General features: G+C 70.6%; 13 protein-coding genes. 12 read left to right on the top strand and 1 reads right to left on the bottom strand.

Going from position 1 to position 17,491, the window contains the following annotated elements; all coding sequences use genetic code 11:
• Nucleotides 1–21: 21 nt before the first annotated feature.
• From K6T50_RS05775 to K6T50_RS05765, 3 genes are all read left to right on the top strand, one after another.
• Nucleotides 22–741, top strand: coding sequence for a DICT sensory domain-containing protein (locus K6T50_RS05775; protein WP_222608447.1), 720 nt, complete (start codon nt 22–24; stop codon nt 739–741).
• A gap of 75 nt (nt 742–816) precedes the next feature.
• Nucleotides 817–2,370 carry a COG1361 S-layer family protein gene (locus K6T50_RS05770; protein WP_222608446.1) on the top strand — a complete coding sequence of 518 codons (1,554 nt, stop codon included), beginning with the start codon at nt 817–819 and terminating at the stop codon, nt 2,368–2,370.
• Complete coding sequence (locus K6T50_RS05765) at nt 2,367–4,910, top strand: efflux RND transporter permease subunit (RefSeq protein ID WP_222608445.1); 2,544 nt, start codon at nt 2,367–2,369, stop codon at nt 4,908–4,910. The genes K6T50_RS05770 and K6T50_RS05765 overlap by 4 nt, the downstream gene beginning before the upstream one ends.
• Before the next feature lie 106 nt (nt 4,911–5,016).
• Here the strand turns inward: K6T50_RS05765 and K6T50_RS05760 are convergent, their stop codons facing one another.
• Nucleotides 5,017–5,307: an acylphosphatase gene (locus K6T50_RS05760; protein WP_222608444.1), complete on the bottom strand. Its 291-nt coding sequence runs from the start codon at nt 5,305–5,307 to the stop codon at nt 5,017–5,019.
• A 248-nt stretch (nt 5,308–5,555) separates the two neighbouring features.
• On the opposite strand from K6T50_RS05760, the gene K6T50_RS05755 reads away from it, so the two are divergent.
• The 9 genes from K6T50_RS05755 (at nt 5,556) to K6T50_RS05715 (ending at nt 17,482) form a co-directional block, all read left to right on the top strand.
• Entirely contained in the window at nt 5,556–6,386 is an 831-nt protein-coding gene (locus K6T50_RS05755; protein WP_222608835.1) for a DMT family transporter, read from the top strand.
• A gap of 287 nt (nt 6,387–6,673) precedes the next feature.
• The gene (locus K6T50_RS05750; RefSeq protein ID WP_222608443.1) at nt 6,674–8,035 is read left to right on the top strand and encodes a phosphohexomutase domain-containing protein; all 1,362 of its coding nucleotides are present in this window, start codon (nt 6,674–6,676) and stop codon (nt 8,033–8,035) included.
• A 90-nt stretch (nt 8,036–8,125) separates the two neighbouring features.
• Nucleotides 8,126–9,271, top strand: coding sequence for a BMP family lipoprotein (locus tag K6T50_RS05745; RefSeq protein WP_222608442.1), 1,146 nt, complete (start codon nt 8,126–8,128; stop codon nt 9,269–9,271).
• 172 nt (nt 9,272–9,443) lie between these two features.
• Nucleotides 9,444–11,180: an ABC transporter ATP-binding protein gene (locus K6T50_RS05740; RefSeq protein ID WP_222608441.1), complete on the top strand. Its 1,737-nt coding sequence runs from the start codon at nt 9,444–9,446 to the stop codon at nt 11,178–11,180.
• On the top strand, nt 11,173–12,519 hold the full coding sequence (locus tag K6T50_RS05735; RefSeq protein WP_222608440.1) for an ABC transporter permease: 1,347 nt from the start codon (nt 11,173–11,175) through the stop codon (nt 12,517–12,519). The genes K6T50_RS05740 and K6T50_RS05735 overlap by 8 nt, the downstream gene beginning before the upstream one ends.
• Nucleotides 12,516–13,628 carry an ABC transporter permease gene (locus tag K6T50_RS05730; RefSeq protein ID WP_222608439.1) on the top strand — a complete coding sequence of 371 codons (1,113 nt, stop codon included), beginning with the start codon at nt 12,516–12,518 and terminating at the stop codon, nt 13,626–13,628. Before K6T50_RS05735 ends, K6T50_RS05730 begins: the two co-directional genes overlap by 4 nt.
• A 71-nt stretch (nt 13,629–13,699) precedes the next feature.
• Nucleotides 13,700–14,470 carry a nucleoside phosphorylase gene (locus tag K6T50_RS05725; protein ID WP_222608438.1) on the top strand — a complete coding sequence of 257 codons (771 nt, stop codon included), beginning with the start codon at nt 13,700–13,702 and terminating at the stop codon, nt 14,468–14,470.
• A gap of 331 nt (nt 14,471–14,801) precedes the next feature.
• Complete coding sequence (locus tag K6T50_RS05720) at nt 14,802–16,172, top strand: geranylgeranyl reductase family protein (RefSeq protein WP_222608437.1); 1,371 nt, start codon at nt 14,802–14,804, stop codon at nt 16,170–16,172.
• A 158-nt stretch (nt 16,173–16,330) separates the two neighbouring features.
• Nucleotides 16,331–17,482, top strand: a complete 1,152-nt coding sequence (locus tag K6T50_RS05715) for a hypothetical protein (RefSeq protein ID WP_222608436.1) — start codon at nt 16,331–16,333, stop codon at nt 17,480–17,482.
• Nucleotides 17,483–17,491 lie beyond the last annotated feature (9 nt).

The following is a 17,491-nucleotide window of genomic DNA, read 5'->3' as shown; positions in this document are numbered from 1 at the left end:
GTGTATGACTGTCGAACCCAGATGTCACTCCGGGCAGTCATCGACTCGGTCGAGGGCCGAGAGAAGCGTCTGACGGTGTTCGACCCGCCGAACGACGACGCCGTCGCGGAGCTGCGCGAGTACTTCGACTCGCAGGCCGTCCGGATCCGGGAGGGGACGACCGACAGCGGCCTCTCCGGGTACGTCGTGTTGTCCGACGAGCGCGACGACGAGGTGCTCGCGGCGGTCGACCTCCGACACCTCGACGGCGACATCGCCGTCGGCCCGGGCGAGCAGAGCGCCCTGGCGCCGATCCTCGAACACCTCGACGGGACGACGTTCACGTCCTACGACATCTCCCGGATGATGGCCGCAACGCGGGAGATGGAGGACCGCGCGTGGCGCGCCGGCACGGGCGAGCTGCACGCCGGCTTCCAGCGCGTCGACGCCATCCGCGCACAGAAGGGCGTCTACGAGGACCTCGCCACGAAGGACATCGACGTGCACACGTACTGTGCACCGAGCGACGACGTGCCCGCGATCGAGGACGTGAGCGTTCATCAGGAGGACACGGCAGAGATACGGCGCTCGTGGTTCGTGGCGTTCGACGGCGGCGGCGACCCCGCCGACGCCTGTCTGCTCCTCGCCGAGGAGCGCGGCGACCCCGAGGACCGCCGGTTCTACGGTTTCTGGACGTACGACCCGGACACGGTCTCGACCGTGGTCGACCACCTCCATGAGACGTACGCGGTCCCGGCGTAGCGACCGATGCGTCGATCGCACGCCCGGTTTCAAACGGATTATATACGACCCTGACTGAACGTTCAGACAACACCGATGTCACGTCGCCCACAGACGCTGTTGATCGCCGCACTACTGGTCGTGTCGGCCGTCGGAACGGGCTTCGTCGGCGTCGTCGCGGCCGACGAGGATCCCCGCTTCGAGACGGACGTGGCCGAGCCGGTGATCCAGCCGGGAACGACCCAGGAGCTCACGATCGAACTGACGAACGACGCCGCCGACCGCGACGACCGCGTCGAGGCGGCGATCGACGTGAACGCCACCGTCGGCGACATCGACGGCATCGAGGTGCTCTCGTCCACCCGGGATCTCGGTCGGATGGGCGACGGCGCCACCCGGTCGGTGACGGTACAGATCGACGTGGCCGCCGACATTCCCGGCGGTGAACACCGTGTCCCGATCACCGTCAAGTACCGCGACGAGGACGACGAGGACGAGGTAGTGACCGAGACCGTGTACGCGACGGTTCGGGTGCAGGAACGCGCCCGCTTCGAGATCGAGGACGTCGAGTCGGCCGCGCCCGTCGGCGGCTCCGGCACCGTGTCGGCGACCGTGCGCAACGTCGGCGGCGAGACGGCCACCAACGCGGTGCTCGCGCTCCAGTCGGGCAACAGCGACCTCTCCTTCGGCGACTCCGCGAACGCCCGCCGGTTCGTCGGCACGCTCGCCCCCAACGAGACCCGGACCGTCGAGGTCGACGCGACGCTCGTCGACTCGGCGGAGACGCGCGAGTACGCCGTCGACGCGACCGTCGAGTACGAGACTGAAGGGGGCGAATCGGCCACCTCGCGTCCGCTCTCGTTCGGCGTGTTGCCGCTGCCCGAACAGACGTTCGGGGTCGACGACCTCGCGAGCACCCTCCGCGTCGGCGAGGAGGGACAGGTCACCGGCACCGTGACCAACACCGGCGAGGAGACCGTGACGAACGCGGTCGTCCTGTTCGAGGCGTCGAATCCGAACGTTTCGCCGCTGGAGCCGGAAGTCGCCGTCGGCACGCTCGAACCCGGCGAGTCGGCCGAGTTCGCGTTCGACGTCGAGGTGTCCGACGCCGCCGAGGCGGGACCGCGGCAGTTCACGCTGCGCGTCCAGTACCGCGACACAGAGGGAACACGGCGAACCGGGGACTCGATCGACGCGCCGGTCTCGATCGCCGAATCCCGCGACGAGTTCGCGGTGAGCCCGGTCAACGGGACGTTCGAGGTCGGGGGCGGCGGGACGCTCACCCTCGAGGTGACGAACAACCGTGACGAGATCGTCCGCGACGTGTCGGCGAAGCTGTTCCTCGATGCGCCGCTGTCGTCGTCGGACGACGAGGGGTTCATCGCCGAGCTCGCCCCCGGCGAGACGCGGGAGGTGACGTTCGCCCTCTCGATGGCCGGCGGCGCCATCGACGGCAAGACGTACCCCGCGAGCGTCGACTTCCGGTACGAGACCGCCGACGGTGACACCCTGATCTCCGACACCTACGAGGTGCCGATCGAGGCGGCCGCGCCCGGCGGGAACGGCCTGCCGCTGGGCGCCATCGGCGTCGCGGCGGTGGTCGTCGCCCTCGGGCTCGTCGGCGGCGTCTACCTCCGGCGCAACAGATGACCGACGGGGGGCTCGCCGCCGCGGTCGCCACGGAGATCACCGAGCGTCCCGGGCGGATCGTCGTGGCGTTCCTGCTGCTCACGCTGGTGTTCGCCGGCGGGTTGGCGAACGTCTCGACGGCCGCCGGGACCGAGCAGTTCACCTCGGGGATCCCCGCCGAGGAGGCCCTCTCGGACATCCAGCGGGAGTTCGGCCCGTCGTTCTCCGAGGACACCGGCTCGACGCAGCTCGTCCAGCGGGACCGGAACGTCCTCTCGAAGCCCGCAATGGTGCGGATGCTCGAGGCACAACACCGGCTTCAGGAGACGGACGGCTTGCGCGTGGTCGGCGTCTCCTCCCCGGCGGCGACGGTCGCGCGAACGATCGACCCGGACGCGACCACGACCGAGGCGCAGATCCGCGCGCTCGAACGGGCGACGCCCACCGAGATCGACCGGGCGGTCCGTGAGAACGCGGACAACGCCGCGTTCACCGGCGGGGTGTCCGACGACTTCAACGCCGAGTCCGCGTCCGCGTCGGCCACGATCGGCGTCGTCACTCACGAGATACCCGGCGCCGGCGGGGGCGGCGCGGCGGCCGGACAGAGCGGGTCCAGCCCGCTGACGGACATCCAGCTCCGGAGCCAGCGCGTCGTCGACACCGTCGGCGGCGACATCACCGTCTTCGGCTCGGGGATCATCTCCGCGGAGTTCTCGTCGGTGATCACCGACTCGCTGCTCATCGTCACGCCCGCGGCGGTGCTGTTGATCATCGGCTTCCTGGTCGTCGCGTACCGGGACCTCATCGACCTCCTGCTCGGTTCGTTCGCGCTGCTGTTGGCGGTCGTGTGGACGTTCGGGTTCCTCGGGCTCGTCGGGATCCCGTTCAGTCAGATGATGATCTCGGTGCCGCCGCTCCTGCTCGCGGTCGGGATCGACTTCGGCATTCACGCGGTGAACCGCTACCGGGAGGACCGGGCCGAGGGCTACGGTGTCGAGGAGGCGATGAACCTGGCGGTGCGCCAGCTCCTCGTGGCGTTCTTCATCGTGACGGGAACGACGGTCATCGGCTTCCTCGCGAATCTCACGTCCGACCTCGCGCCGATCCGGGAGTTCGGGCTGGTCGCGGCCGCCGGCATCCTGTTCACGTTCCTCCTGTTCGGCGTGTTCCTGCCGGCGGCGAAGGTGCTGATCGACCGCCGTCGCGACGCCATCCCGATCCCGACGTTCTCGCAGGCGCCGCTGGGCGCGGAGGGGAGCGGCCTCGCGAGTGTGCTCCGCGTCGGCGTCTCCGTCGGCGAACGCGCCCCGCGGGTGTTCCTCGCGCTCGTGCTCGTCCTCACCGCGGTCTCGGGCGGCTACGCGGCGGGCATCTCCACGTCGTTCTCGCAGGAGGACTTCCTTCCGCCCGAGGAGACGCCCGAGTACCTCGAGGAGCTTCCCGAGCCGTTCGCCCCCGGCGACTACTCCGCCGTCGCGACGCTCAACTTCCTCGAGGAGAAGTTCACCGCGAGCCAGGGCGGGTCGGTCACGATCTACGTCGAGGGCGACATGGAGGACCCGACGAGGCTGGAGGAGATCCATCGCATGGGTGAGGATGCCCCGAGCACGTTCGTCTCCGAGGACGGCCGTGCGGAGTCGCAAAGCATCGTGACGGTGATCCAACAGCGCGCGGACTCCGACCCGGAGTTCCGCCGGCTCGTCGAGCGGAACGACCGGAACGCCAACGGCGTTCCCGACGACAACCTCGGAGAGATCTACGACTACCTGCTGTCGTCGTCCTCGCGCGATCGGGCGCTCCAGTACCTTTCGGAGGACCGTCGCAGCACACAGGTGGTGTACTCGACCGAAGCTGACGCCGACCAGTCGGCGGTGACGGCCGACGGGCGCGCGGTCGCCGACCGCTACCGCGACACCAGCGGCGTCGCGGTCGCCACCGGCAGCACCGTGGTGTTCGCCGCGGTGTCGGACCTCATCTTCACCTCCGCCGTCCAGAGCCTCGCCGTGGCGCTCTCGCTCACCGTGGTGTTCCTGCTCGTCATCTACGGCCTCCTCGAGGGGCTGCCGTCGCTGGGGCTCGTCAACACGATCCCGATCGTCGCGTCGGTGGCGCTCGTCGCGGCGACGATGCGGCTCGCCGGCATCGCGTTCAACGCGTTCACGGCGACGATCCTCTCGTTGACCATCGGGCTGGGGATCGACTACTCGGTCCACGTCGTCCACCGGTTCATCGACGAGCGCGGCGAACACGACCTCGTCACAGCCTTGGAGCGCACCGTCCGCGGGACGGGCGGCGCGCTCCTCGGGAGCATGCTCACGACGACGACGGGTATCGGCGTGCTCGTGTTCTCGGTGTTGAGCATCCTCGGCCAGTTCGGGACGCTCACCGCGCTGTCGATCCTCTACTCGTTCGTCACGTCGATGCTGGTGCTCCCGTCGGCGCTGGTCATTTGGGACGGCCTCAAGGGTCACGACCCGACGAAGCCGGTCGAAGCGGAGTCCGGGCTCTCGGTGCCGTTCCTCGGCGGCGGTAACCGGACGGAAGCGACGGGCGCAGACTGACGCCGGGTGTCGCGTGACGACGCTCGCCGACGATCCGATCGCGTCCCGGTCGGCCCTCCGGTGGCTCGACGGCCTTTGTCGCCGCCGAGCCGACTCGGCGCGGCCGCTATCGCCGGATCGTGAAGCCCCGCTCGCCCTCCGGCTCCTCGTATTCGGCGTCGACGTCCTCGACGACCGCGCTCGGCCTCCCCGTGTGACACCACTCGACCATCCCCTCGACGGCGTCGCGCGGCCCCTCGAACACCGCCTCGACGCGCCCGTCGTCGAGGTTCCGTACCCAGCCGTCGACGCCGCGGTCGCGCGCGGCGTCGCGGGTGTTCGCGCGGTAGAAGACGCCCTGCACGCGCCCGGAGACGAACACGTGCGCGCGAGTTCGGTCCTCCGCTTCGTCGCTCATACGCGACGGTTCGACGTCGAGCGACGAAAAGCCGGCGACGGCCGGGGGCGACGGCGGGATCCGGGAAGCGTTTTCACCCGTCGCCGTCTCGCCGCAACCGGAATGCCGGTTCGAACGAGAACGGCGCTCGCCGGGGGCGCCGTCGCCGCGGCGGGGCGCGGGGGGTCCGACGCGTGAGCGCGGCGTCGGTCACGCGCCGGTACGCGTTCGCGCTCGCGCCGCTGCTGGCGGCGGCCATCTGGGGCGGGATGTACGTCGTGAGCAAGTGGGGGTTCGACCTGATCCCGCCGCTCACGCTCGGGTTCCTCCGCGTCGCCGTCGGCGCCGTCGCCCTGTACGCGGTCGTCCGCGCCCGCGGCGTCGCCGTCGACCGGGCGGACTACCGGGGGTTCGCCGTCCTCGGCGGGTGGGTGGCCCTCACCATCGCCAGCCAGTTCCTCGGCACGGAGCTGACGAACGCCAGCCAGGGATCCCTGTTGACGGTGTTGACGCCCGTCTTCACGGTCGTCCTCGGCGCGGCAGTGCTCGGCGAGGAGGTGACCCGCCGCTCGGCCGGCGGAATGGCGCTCGCGGCCGCCGGCACGCTGCTCGTGCTCGCGGGGCAGTACGACCTGACGCGCCTCGGCGGCGGAAACGTCGCCGGCGTGGGCGCGCTCGTCCTCGCGAGCATCGCGTGGGCCGGCTACACCGTCTGGGGGGTGCCCCTCGTGCGGAAGTACTCGGCGCTGACGGCGGCGACGTACTCCTGTCTCGCCTCCCTGCCGCCGCTGGCGGCGCTGTCGGCAGCGGAGCTGGCGGTGCGGGCGCCGCCGCTTGCGGCGATGGCGTCGCCGGGCGCGCTGCTGGCGGTCGCGTACCTCGGCCTCGGTTCGACGGCGGCGGCGTGGTACCTCTGGTACAAGGGGCTGGAGACGGTGTCGGCGGGCACCGTCGCGGCGTTCTTCTTCGCCCAGCCGCTCGTCGGCACGGCGCTGGGAGCCGCGTTGCTCGGGGAGGCGATCGGTCCGGGCTTCGTCGTCGGGGGAGCGACGATGGCGGCGGGGATCTGGCTGGTGAGCACCGCGGCCGACGGGATCTGATCGACGGCGCCGGCTCAGTCCGTCTGATCCGTCGCCGGCGACCACGATTCGACGAACCGCGGGGGCGACGCCCGTCCGATACCGACGGCGGCGGCTCGACGTGGTGCTGACAGGCGACGGCGTCGCCCCTGTGTTCCGTTCCCCGGCGCGTGCCGTCGCACAGCCGCTCTCGCACCGGGGCCGCGGTCAGCGCATCGAGGGGACTGGCCCCGTCACCACGCTTGAACGTTCGGCCGGTCGGCGTCCCGGACCGAGGGAGTCTTGGGGACCGCCGCGGACGGTCCGGTATGGACCTGTTCGGAACCGCCGGCATCCGCGGCAGCGCGACCGAGCGCGTCACGCCGGGGCTCGTCCTCGAGGTGGCGCGGGCGCTCGGCGACCACGCCCGGGAGGCCGGCGACCGGGAGTTCGTCGTCGGACGGGACGGTCGCGTCACCGGACCCGCCCTGGCGGCCGCCGCCGAGGCGGGCCTGGAGTCGGCGGGCGCGGAGGTGCGCCGGCTCGGTCAGGTGCCGACGCCGGCGCTGGCGTTCGCCTCGCGCGGGCGCCGCGGCGTCATGCTCACCGCCTCGCACAACCCGCCGACCGACAACGGCGTCAAGGCGTTCGTCGACGGCGTCGAGTACGGCGAGGCGGCCGAGACGGCCGTCGAGGAGCGGGTCGGCGCCGATGTCACGCCGGCCGACTGGGACGAATGGGGCGACGGCGCCGACGAGGGCGTGCTCGACGCGTACCGCTTGGCCGTCGTCGAGTACGCCCGGGCGTTCGGCGCCGACCCCGAGGGCGTCCGCGTCGCCGTCGACTGCGGCAACGGGATGTCCGCGGTCGCGACCCCGCAGGTGCTCAGGGAGCTGGGCGCGGACGTGGTGACGCTCAACGCGACCGTCGACGGCCACTTCCCCGGCCGGGAGTCGAAGCCGACGCCCGAGTCGCTGGCGGACCTCCGCGAGTTCGTTCGCGAGGGGGCCGCCGACGTCGGGATCGGCCACGACGGCGACTCCGACCGGATCGTCGTCGTCGACGGCGACGGCGAAGTCGTCCACGAGGACACGGTGCTGGCGATCCTCGCTGAGCGGTACATCCGCGCGAGCGACGCGGCCGATCCGGTCGTCGTGACGACGCCGAACGCGTCGGGCCGGATCGACGAGCGCGTCGAGGCCGCCGGCGGGCGCGTCGAGCGCGTCGCGCTCGGCTACCTCCACGACGGCATCGCCGCCGCCCGCGACGCCGGCGGCGACGTGGTCTTCGCGGCCGAGCCGTGGAAGCACGTTCACACCGCCCTCGGCGACTGGATCGACGCCGTTGCCAGCGCGGCAGTGTTCACCCGGCTCGTCGCCGACGAGGGACTCGACGGCCTGCGTGCGCCCGTCACCGAGCGGCCGTACCGGAAGGTCAGCGTCGAGTGCCCCGACGACGACAAGGCCGCCGCCATGGAGCGGCTCGCGGAGACGTTGCCGGCGGCGTTCCCCGCCGCCGAGGTGGACTCGGAGTACGGCGTCCGGCTCTCCTTCGCCGACGGCTCGTGGACGCTCGTTCGCCCGTCCGGCACCGAGCCGTACGTGCGCGTGTACGCGGAACACGACGAGCTCGACCCGTTCGTCGAGGAGGTCGCCGGCGTCGTCGAGGCGGCGGTCGAGGCGGTCGATTGAGGCGACCCGTCGGAACCGATCTGTCAGAGATCCTGTCGCTCCCGGCGTGGATGCGGAGATTTTAACCATTCATCCGTCTGGTTTGCGGGTATGGACACAGACCGGTTCGACAGGCGGAAGTTCGTGAAAGGCGTCGGCGCGGCGGGGCTCGTCGGGCTCGCGGGCTGTACCGGCGGCCCGGAGTCGGGCGGTTCCGACGGCGATGAGACCGAAGCATCGACGCCGGCGGCCGACGACGAGGACACCGAAGCGTCCGAGACCGAGGCGTCCGGCTCGGACACGACGAACGTCGGGATGGTGTACGCGACCGGCGGGCTCGGCGACGGCTCGTTCAACGACCAGGCTCAGACGGGTATCCAGCAGGCGGCCGAGGAGTTCGACCTCTCGTACGACGAGTCCGAGCCCGACTCGGTGTCGCAGTTCAGCACCTACCAGACCCAGTACGCGCAGTCGACGGACCCCGACTACGACCTGGTCTCCTGTATCGGGTTCCTGCAGGCGGACGCGCTCTCACAGACCGCGCCCGACTACCCCGATCAGGACTTCATGATCGTCGACAGCGTCGTCGACGCCGACAACGTTCGCTCGTACACGTTCAAGGAGCACGAGGGATCGTACCTCGTCGGCCAGCTGGCCGGCCTGCTTACGAGCCGGTCGTTCTCGGCGGGCGAGAGCTCCACCGCCGGCGACTCCACGAACGTCGGCTTCGTCGGCGGCGTGGAGTCCTCGCTCATCGCGAAGTTCGAGGCCGGCTTCACCGCCGGCGTGAAGGCGGCAAACGAGGACGTCGACGTACAGACGACCTACACCGGCAGTTTCTCCGACCCCTCGGCCGGCCAGGAGGCCGCGCTGTCGATGTACAGCTCCGGCGCGGACATCGTCTACCACGCCGCCGGGAACACCGGCGCCGGCGTCTTCCAGGCCGCCCGCGACGAGGGCAAGTTCGCCATCGGCGTCGACCGCGACCAGTCGGTGACGACGGATTACCAGGACGTGATCCTCGCGTCGATGGTCAAGCGCGTCGACACCGCCGTCTACAACGCCGCGGGGGCGACCGTGAACGGCGAGTTCGAGGCGGGCACGGCGACCAGCCTCGGCCTGGCCGATGACGGCGTCGACATCGTCTACGGGACGGAGCTCGGCGACCAGATCCCCGAGGACGTGAAATCGGAGATCCAGTCGTCGCGCGAGGCCATCATCGACGGCGAGATCTCCGTCCCCGACAGCCCGGAGTAACCCGCTCCGGTCACCCGCCGCTCGACGGCGGAACAGTCGGCACGGACCGCTCCCGATCGATTTCTCGTACACGCCGATACCGTGTGGTATCTCGTCTGACAGTCCGGTTTCTTGAACGGTCGTTCCGGGAAAACGCGCCGTTTATCCCGTCCCCGCCGAAACGCCCGGTGACATGACGGAGGCCGTCCGCCTCGACTCGATAACGAAGCGCTTCCCCGGCGTCGTCGCCAACGACGACGTCACGCTCTCGGTCGAGCGGGGGACGGTCCACGCCCTCCTCGGCGAGAACGGCGCGGGCAAGACCACCCTGATGAACGTCCTCTACGGGCTGTACGAGCCCACCGAGGGCGACGTGTACGTCGACGGGGACGGCCTGACGTACGAGGCGGACGGCGAGGGCGACGAAGACGAGGAGGACGGCAGCGACGGCGAGAGCCGCGGGGGCGACGACGGGCTCGCCGCCATCGCCGACGAGCCGCGGCGCTTCGACTCCCCCGGCGACGCCATCCACGCCGGCGTCGGGATGATCCACCAGCACTTCATGCTGGTCGACCCGATGACCGTCGCCGAGAACATCACGCTGGGCAACGAGCCCCGAAAGTGGGGCGGGCTCGCGGTCGACCGTGAGGCCGCACGCGAGGACGTCTTGGAGCTGTCCGACCGCTACGGCTTCGACGTGGAGCCGGACGCGCGCATCGAGGACGTGGGCGTGGGCGTCCAACAGCGCGTCGAGATCCTGAAGGCGCTGTACCGCGGCGCGGAGGTGCTCATCCTCGACGAGCCGACGGCCGTACTCACGCCACAGGAGGTCGAGGACCTCTTCGAGGTGCTCGAGGAGCTGACCGACGCCGGCAAGACGGTCATCTTCATCACGCACAAGCTCGGCGAAGCGCTGGAGGCCGCCGACGAGGTGACCGTCCTCCGGGACGGCCACAACGTCGGCACAGTCGAGACGGCCGGCACGACCCGCGAGGAGCTGGCCGAGCTGATGGTCGGCCGCGAGGTGATGCTGGAGACGGAGACGCCGCCCGCGAACCCGGGCGCGGCGACGCTGTCGCTCGAGGGCGTCACCGCCCGTGACGACCGCGACGTGGTCGCCGTCGACGACGTGTCCTTCGCCGTCCGCGAGGGGGAGGTGTTCGGCATCGCCGGCGTCGACGGCAACGGCCAGTCGGAGCTGGTCGAGGTCGTCACCGGGCTGCACACGCCCGCGAAGGGACGCGTCGAGATCGACGGCCGCGACGTGACCGACGGCTCCCGCCGGGAGCGCACCCGCGAGGGGATGGCGTACATCCCCGAGGACCGCCAGGAGCGCGGGCTCGTGATGGACTTCGACCTCACCGAGAACGGCGTGCTCGGCTCCCAACACGACGAGCCGTTCGCCGAGCGCGGTCGCCTCGACTGGGACCGCGCCGGGGACCACGCGACCGACATCATCGACGAGTACGACGTTCGCCCGCCCGACGCCGGCGCCGAGGCGAAGTCGCTGTCCGGCGGCAACCAGCAGAAGTTCATCGTCGGCCGGGAGTTCGCGCGCGACCCCTCCTGTCTCGTCGCCTCCCACCCGACCCGCGGCGTCGACATCGGCTCGACGGAGTTCATCCACGACCGCCTGATCGACCTGCGCGACGAGGGCCGGGCGGTCCTGCTGGTCTCCTCGAAGCTCGACGAGGTCCGGGGCCTCTCGGACCGGCTGGCGGTGATGTACCGCGGGCGGATCGTCGGCGTAGTCGACCCCGACGAGGTGACCGAGGAACAGCTCGGGCTCATGATGGCCGGCGAGCGTCCCGAGAACCTCCCGCGGGCCGAACGCGTCGTCCACGCTGACGCCGGCGGCGATCGGTCCGACGCGACCGACGCCGGGACGGCTCCCGGCGACGACGCCGACGCGGAGGTGGCCGATGACTGACGCGGGCGGCGACGCCGACGGCGACCCTGACAGCGACACGGGCGCCGCCCCCGGCGATGCGGCAGACGACGCCGCCGTCCGCGACGGCGCCGCTCCCGGCGAGTCGGGCGGCTCCCGCTCCCCCCGCGACCGCGCCTTCGACGCGCTCGACCGACTCGTCGCCGCGAGCGCGACCGAGCGGCTGCTCATCTCGGGGTCGGCGCTGCTGCTGTCGGTGGCGATCGGGTTCGTGCTCATCCTCGTGGCGGGGCGGATGACCTCCTGTGAGTCGGCGGCGTACTCCCTGCTGGGCATCGGCTTCTGTTACGACCCGATCGTCGTGTACGACAGCCTGTTCCTCGGGGCGTTCGGCGACTTCCTCGCGAACCCGCTCAACGGCCAGTTCGCCACCACCGTCTCGGAGACGACCGTGCTCGTGTTCACGGGCATCGCGGTCGCGGTGGCGTTCAAGGCCGGCGTGTTCAACATCGGCGGGCAGGGTCAGCTCGTGTTCGGCGCGCTCGCCAGCGCGCTCGCCGTGTACGCCCTCTCGGGAGCCGTCTCGGGGGTCGTGGGCACGCTCGTGCTCGTCCCCGTCGGACTGGCGGTCGGCGCGTTCGTCGGGGGGATCTGGGGCGCCATTCCGGGCGCGCTGAAGGCGTACGCCGACGCCAACGAGGTGATCACGACGATCATGCTCAACTTCGTCGCCACGTCGTTCGCGCTGTATCTCGCCTCGGGGCCGTTCAAGGACCCCGAAAGCTTCGCGAACCAGACGCGGACGCTCCCGGAGTTCACGCTGTTCCCGCAGCCGCTGTTCCCCGGGCGCACCGACGCGTCGCTGTTGGCGCTGGCGCTGGCGATCGTCGTCGCCGTCGCGGTCGCGTACCTGCTCCGGGGCACGTCGTTCGGCTACGACGTGCGCACGAGCGGCATCCAGCCGGAGGCCGCCGAGTACGGCGGCGTCGACGCCGCCCGGACCGTCGTCGCCTCGATGGCGCTGTCGGGCGCGCTCGCGGGCATCGGCGGCGCGGTGTACGTCCTGACGATCGCGGGCAACTTCCAGACCGGCATCCCGGATTACGGCTTCGACGGCATCACCGTCTCCATCCTCGCGGGCAACAGCCCGGTCGGCGCGATCGCGGCGGCGCTGCTGTTCGGCGTCCTCAAGTCCGGATCCATCGTCGTCGACGTGGGGACGGACGTGCCGCCCGAGCTCGTGGGCGTCCTCCGCGGGCTCATCGTCCTGTTCGTGGCGATGCCGGAGTTCTTCCGGATGATCGGCCAGCGCGTCGACGTGCGCGACCGGTTCGGGGGGAGCCGCGACGCCGTCGCGACCGACGGGGGTGAGGAGGCGTGAGCGTCGCCTCCGTCGTCGACGGGCTGGGCACGCGTGCTCGGATCGCGGCGGCGACCGCTGGGGTCGCGCTGCTCGTGGTCGCCGGGCTCGCGCTCGCGGGCGCGACCGACGTGTTGCTCGCCGTCCTGGCGCTGCTGTTCCAGAAGTCGACGCTGGCGGCGGCCCTCCGGCTGTCGGTGCCCATCGCCTTCGCGGCGCTCGGCGGCATCTTCGCCGAGAAGTCCGGCGTCATCAACATCGGGCTGGAGGGGCTACTCATCGTCTCGGCGTTCGGCGGCGTGTACGTCACCTCGATCACCGGCTCGGTGTGGGCCGGGCTCCTCGGCGGCGTGCTCGCCTCGACGCTGTTGGCGCTGCTGTTCGCGATCGTCTGCATCGAGTTCCGCGCCGACCAGATCATCGCTGGACTGGCGATCTGGCTCATCGCGCTCGGGCTCGCGCCGTTCGCCTCCACGGTCGTCTTCGGGTCGACGAACGCCAGCGCCGGCACGACGTTCCCGGACATCGGCGGGTTGCTCGCGAGATCGGGGATCCCGGTCGTCTCGACGACGGTCGTCGCGGGACTCGATTCGCTCGCGGGGCTCCCCTTCGTCGGCGCGCTGTTCGAGGCCTCGCCCATCGTGTACCTGATGTTCGTCGCCGTCGGCGCCTCGTGGTGGACGCTCAACCGCACCTCCTTCGGCCGATGGGTGCGCGCCTCCGGCGAGAACCCCAAGGCGCTCGACACCGCCGGCGTGAACGTCTCCCGGGTGCGTTATGCGGCGGTGCTGCTGTCGGGCGTGCTCGCGGGCGTCGGCGGCGCGGCGCTGTCGCTGTCGCTGGGGCAGTTCGTCGGTAACGGGCCGACGATGGTCAACGGGAAGGGCTTCATCGCCATCGTGACCTACCTGCTGGGCAACTACAACCCGATCGGCGCGATGCTGTCGACGCTGCTGTTCGCGGGGCTGGACGCGCTCCAGCTGTCGCTGCAGGGGCAGAACGTGCTCGCGATCCCGCGGCCGCTCGTGCGGACCATCCCGTACGTGTCGGTCATCGTCGTGCTCGCGCTGTTCGGCCGGACGCGGCTGCCGGAGGCGGCCGGGGAGCACTACGAGTCCGGCGAGGAGTAAGCGTCCCCGCGAGCGATCGCCGTCGGGCACACCGGGACGACGTTTTTGCTGTCTCGCGTTCACACCGAACCGTGACTGTCCCCCAGTTCCCGACCAAACACGACCACGACCCGATCACCGGGCCCGACGACGACCTCACGTACTATCGCGATCTCAACGGGGAGTTCGATCCGTTGCCCGAGTCGGTCGTCCTCACGTACTCCGCGTCGACGTTCGATCGCGTCGTCTCGGAGCTGGGTGCCGAGGACGGGGCGATCGACGCGCCGGGGCTGGCGAGTCTCCACGAGCTCGCGGGCACCGACGGCACCGTCGCGGTCGCCGGCGAGTTCGGCATCGGCGCCCCGGCGACCGCGATGGTCGTCGACGTGCTGGCCGCCGCCGGCGTGGAGACGGTCTGCATCGTCGGCTACGCCGGGGCGCTGACCACCGATCTGGACACCGAGACGGCCGTCGTCGCCGACAGCGCGCTCCGTGACGAGGGGACCTCGTACCACTACCTTCCTGACGGCGTGCCGGCGGAGGCGACCCCGGCCGTGACCGACGCGCTCGAAACGGAATGCCGGGCCGCCGACCGTCCGGTGGCGGTGGGTCCGACGTGGTCGACCGACGCGGCGTTTCGGGAGACCGCGTTCGAGGCACGACAACTCGCGGAACGGGGGTACCTGACGGTCGAGATGGAGGCGGCGGCCCTCTTCGCGGTCGCGGAGGTCCGCGGGATCGACGCGGGCGCCGCGTTCGCGATCAGCGACTACGTGACGCCGGAGGGATGGGAGCGGCTGTTTCACGAGGCTCGCGACCGGCTCTACGACCTGATCCCGGTCGTCAGGGACGCGATTCGGTGAGGGCTCGGGCTCCTCACGGCTCGCTCCGCTCCCTCCCGTCCCGCACGGCTCGCGGGTCGTTCCGCTCACGGCTCACTTCGTTCGCCGTTCGCCGTCGCGGTCTCACGTCCGTTCGACCGCGCACTCCCCGCTCGCATCGCGGTCTCGCTTCGCTCGACCGCGCACGACTTATGGGCGGCTCGGCACGGAGACCTCGCCGTTCACGAGACCTCCGGTCTCGTGAGCGCACAAATCGCAAAGCGATTTGTGAACGCCGTATTTCGCGGACTCGCTTCGCTCGACCGCGCATGGAACGACTGGCTTTTTCACGACTCACGAACGAGGTGCGACAATGACCACACACGAGCCCGACATCGTCGTCGTCGGCGCGGGCACGGCGGGCTGTTACGCCGCCGCGACGGCCGCCGACGCGGGCCTCGACGTCGTCATCGTCGAGCGGAAGGACGAGGAGGAGGCGGGCCACATCGCCTGCGGCGACGCGCTGAAGGGCGCCGACAAGTTCCCCGAGTCGATCCCGAAATCCGAGATCGACTCGGCGTTCACCAACACCGACGTGGACCACGGCCGCTTCGAGATCCCGAGTCACGACACGGTGCTAGAGATCCCGATCCCCGGCGAACTCGCGGTCATCGACCGCTGGGAGTACGGCCGGAACATCATCGCGGGCGCCGAGCGCCGCGGCGTCGAGTTCCACTACGACACCGTCGTCCAGGACGTGACCCAGACCGACTCAGGCCGCGTGACGGGCGTGCGCGCGAAACGGAAGGGGGAGGTCGTCGAGTACGACGCCGACGTGACCATCGACGCCGCGGGGTCGCTGTCCATCCTCCAGGACAAGGCGGATCTGGCGGACGCGACGTTCGACACGAACGTCTCGTTCTCGCAGTTCTGCTCGGCGTACCGCGAGATCGTCGAGGTGCCCGAGCCCGTCGAGTGGGACGACGCGCTCGTGTTCAAGCCGACCGAACGCGCCGCGGGCTACCTCTGGTACTTCCCACGCACGGACACCGAGATCAACGCCGGCCTCGGCTTCCAGATGACCGAGGAGCCCATGAAGCTCGTCGACGACCTCAAGCGCGACCTCCAGCACCGCCCCGAGTTCGAGGGCGCCGAGGTGACCGACAAGCTCGGCGCCGCGCTCCCCACCCGGCGCCCGTACGACTCGGCCGTCGCGGACGGGTTCATCGCCGTCGGCGACGCCGCCGGCCACGTCAACCCCACCACCGGCGGCGGCATCGCCGGCGCCGCCTACGCCGGGAAATACGCCGCCGAGCAAGCGGTCGAGGCGATCGACGCCGGCGACGTGAGCGAGGAGTCGCTGTGGCACTACAACGAGCGCGTCATGAGCCACTTCGGCGGGCGCTACGCGGCCCTCGACGTGTACAATATCCTCTCGACGGCCGTCGACGTGGACGAGCTGATGGGCCTGCTCGCGTCGCTGCCGGGGGAGAGCCTCGCGGAGGCGCTGTACGAGGGGAGCGCGTCGGTGAAGCCACGGCTCGTGCTCGAAGTGATCAAGGACAGCTACGGCCACTGGGGCCAGATCTGGGACTTCTACAAGACGAAGCGCGTCGCCGACGACCTGATGGACCACTACGGCCGCTACCCCTCCCGCCCGGGCGCGTTCGAGGCGTGGCGCGACGAGCGCGACCGCCTGATGGAGCAGGTGTACGACGTGACCGGCGCGGACCCGAAGTACTAGCCCGCGCTCGAACGACTCCCCGTTCTCTTCCCGTTCGCCTTCAGCGTACGCGACGCCCCTCCCGATGGCGACGCGCGCGGGTGGCGCGAGGGTCGGCCGTGTGACGGAGACGGCGCTAACAGTTATTGTTAACTTGTCTCCATTTCGTGGCAACATGCATGCCCGGTACGGACCCCTCGGTTCGCGATCTGTGGATCGAACGCGCGGCCCGGCGACTTGGGTTCACTCGACTCGCCCGCGCGGTCGGCTGGGAGACCGGCGCCCCGTATCTGCTCGTCGCCGCCGTCGTCGGGATACACATCCCGCTCCTCTCGGTCGTCGGGTGGACGCGCACGGGGACGCTGTCGATGGCTGTGAACCCCGGGGAGGTGTTCCAGATCCCCGCGTGGCTCGGGGTCGTCTGGGTCATGCGCCGACTGAAGGGGCGGTACGCCCGCGCCACGGCGGATCTCCCGGACGCCGTCGATCCGGACCTCACGGACTTCGATCCCGAGGGATCGGTTTCACGCCGGCTGACGACCGCGCTGGGGATCCCCGATTCGGGGGATTCGAAGGAGACTGTGGAGATCGAGTCGATCGTTCCCGCCCGCGTGATCCTCGGGATCGTCCTCGTCGGCTGGGCCCTGTACGCGACACAGTTGCTCACGAACCCGGAGAGCCTGATCGGCCCCGTCGTCGAACTCACCGGCCCGGCCGTCGCGGCGGTCCGGTTCTACGTGATCATCCCGCTGGCGCTGTACCCGATCGGCGGCGAGCTGCTCGGACTGATCGTCGGCGCGCTCGTGATACTGCCGCTGAAGATCCGTCGCGGGGGGCTGATCGACTTCTCGGATCCGCACGGGGCCGGCGGACTGGAGGCGGTGGGACGGCTGTTCAAATCGATCGCTGTCACGTACTTCGTGCTCCTCGCGCTGTTCACCACCTTCCAGACGGTGGCCATCGGGGCGGACCCCACGTCGCTGTTCTCCTCGACGTTCATCCTCGCCGGGCTCGCGTTCGGCGTCGCGCTGTTCTTCGGCCCGATGCTGTGGCTCCGCGGGTACATCGGGGCCGCGAAGGAACACAAGATCGACGTGCTCGCGCAGCGAACGGCAGACATCGGCGACACAGCCGACCGGTTCCCCTACGCGGAGCCAGCCTCCCCCGAGGAGACGAGCCGGTACCTGTACGAGCGTCTCCGGATGGACCAGATCGAGCGAACGAGCGAGCTGCCGTTGAACACCGGGATGCTGCAGGAGGTGCTGTTCGCGCTGGTGTTGCCGTACGTGACGAGTATGGCGTTCGATTACCTCATCGGGACGGTCGCCTGAGGCGGGGAG

The organism is Halobaculum magnesiiphilum (assembly GCF_019823105.1).
GTDB lineage: Archaea > Halobacteriota > Halobacteria > Halobacteriales > Haloferacaceae > Halobaculum > Halobaculum magnesiiphilum.
The sequence above is the reverse complement of the archived record's forward strand: the minus strand, read 5'-3'. Positions and strand labels throughout refer to the sequence as shown.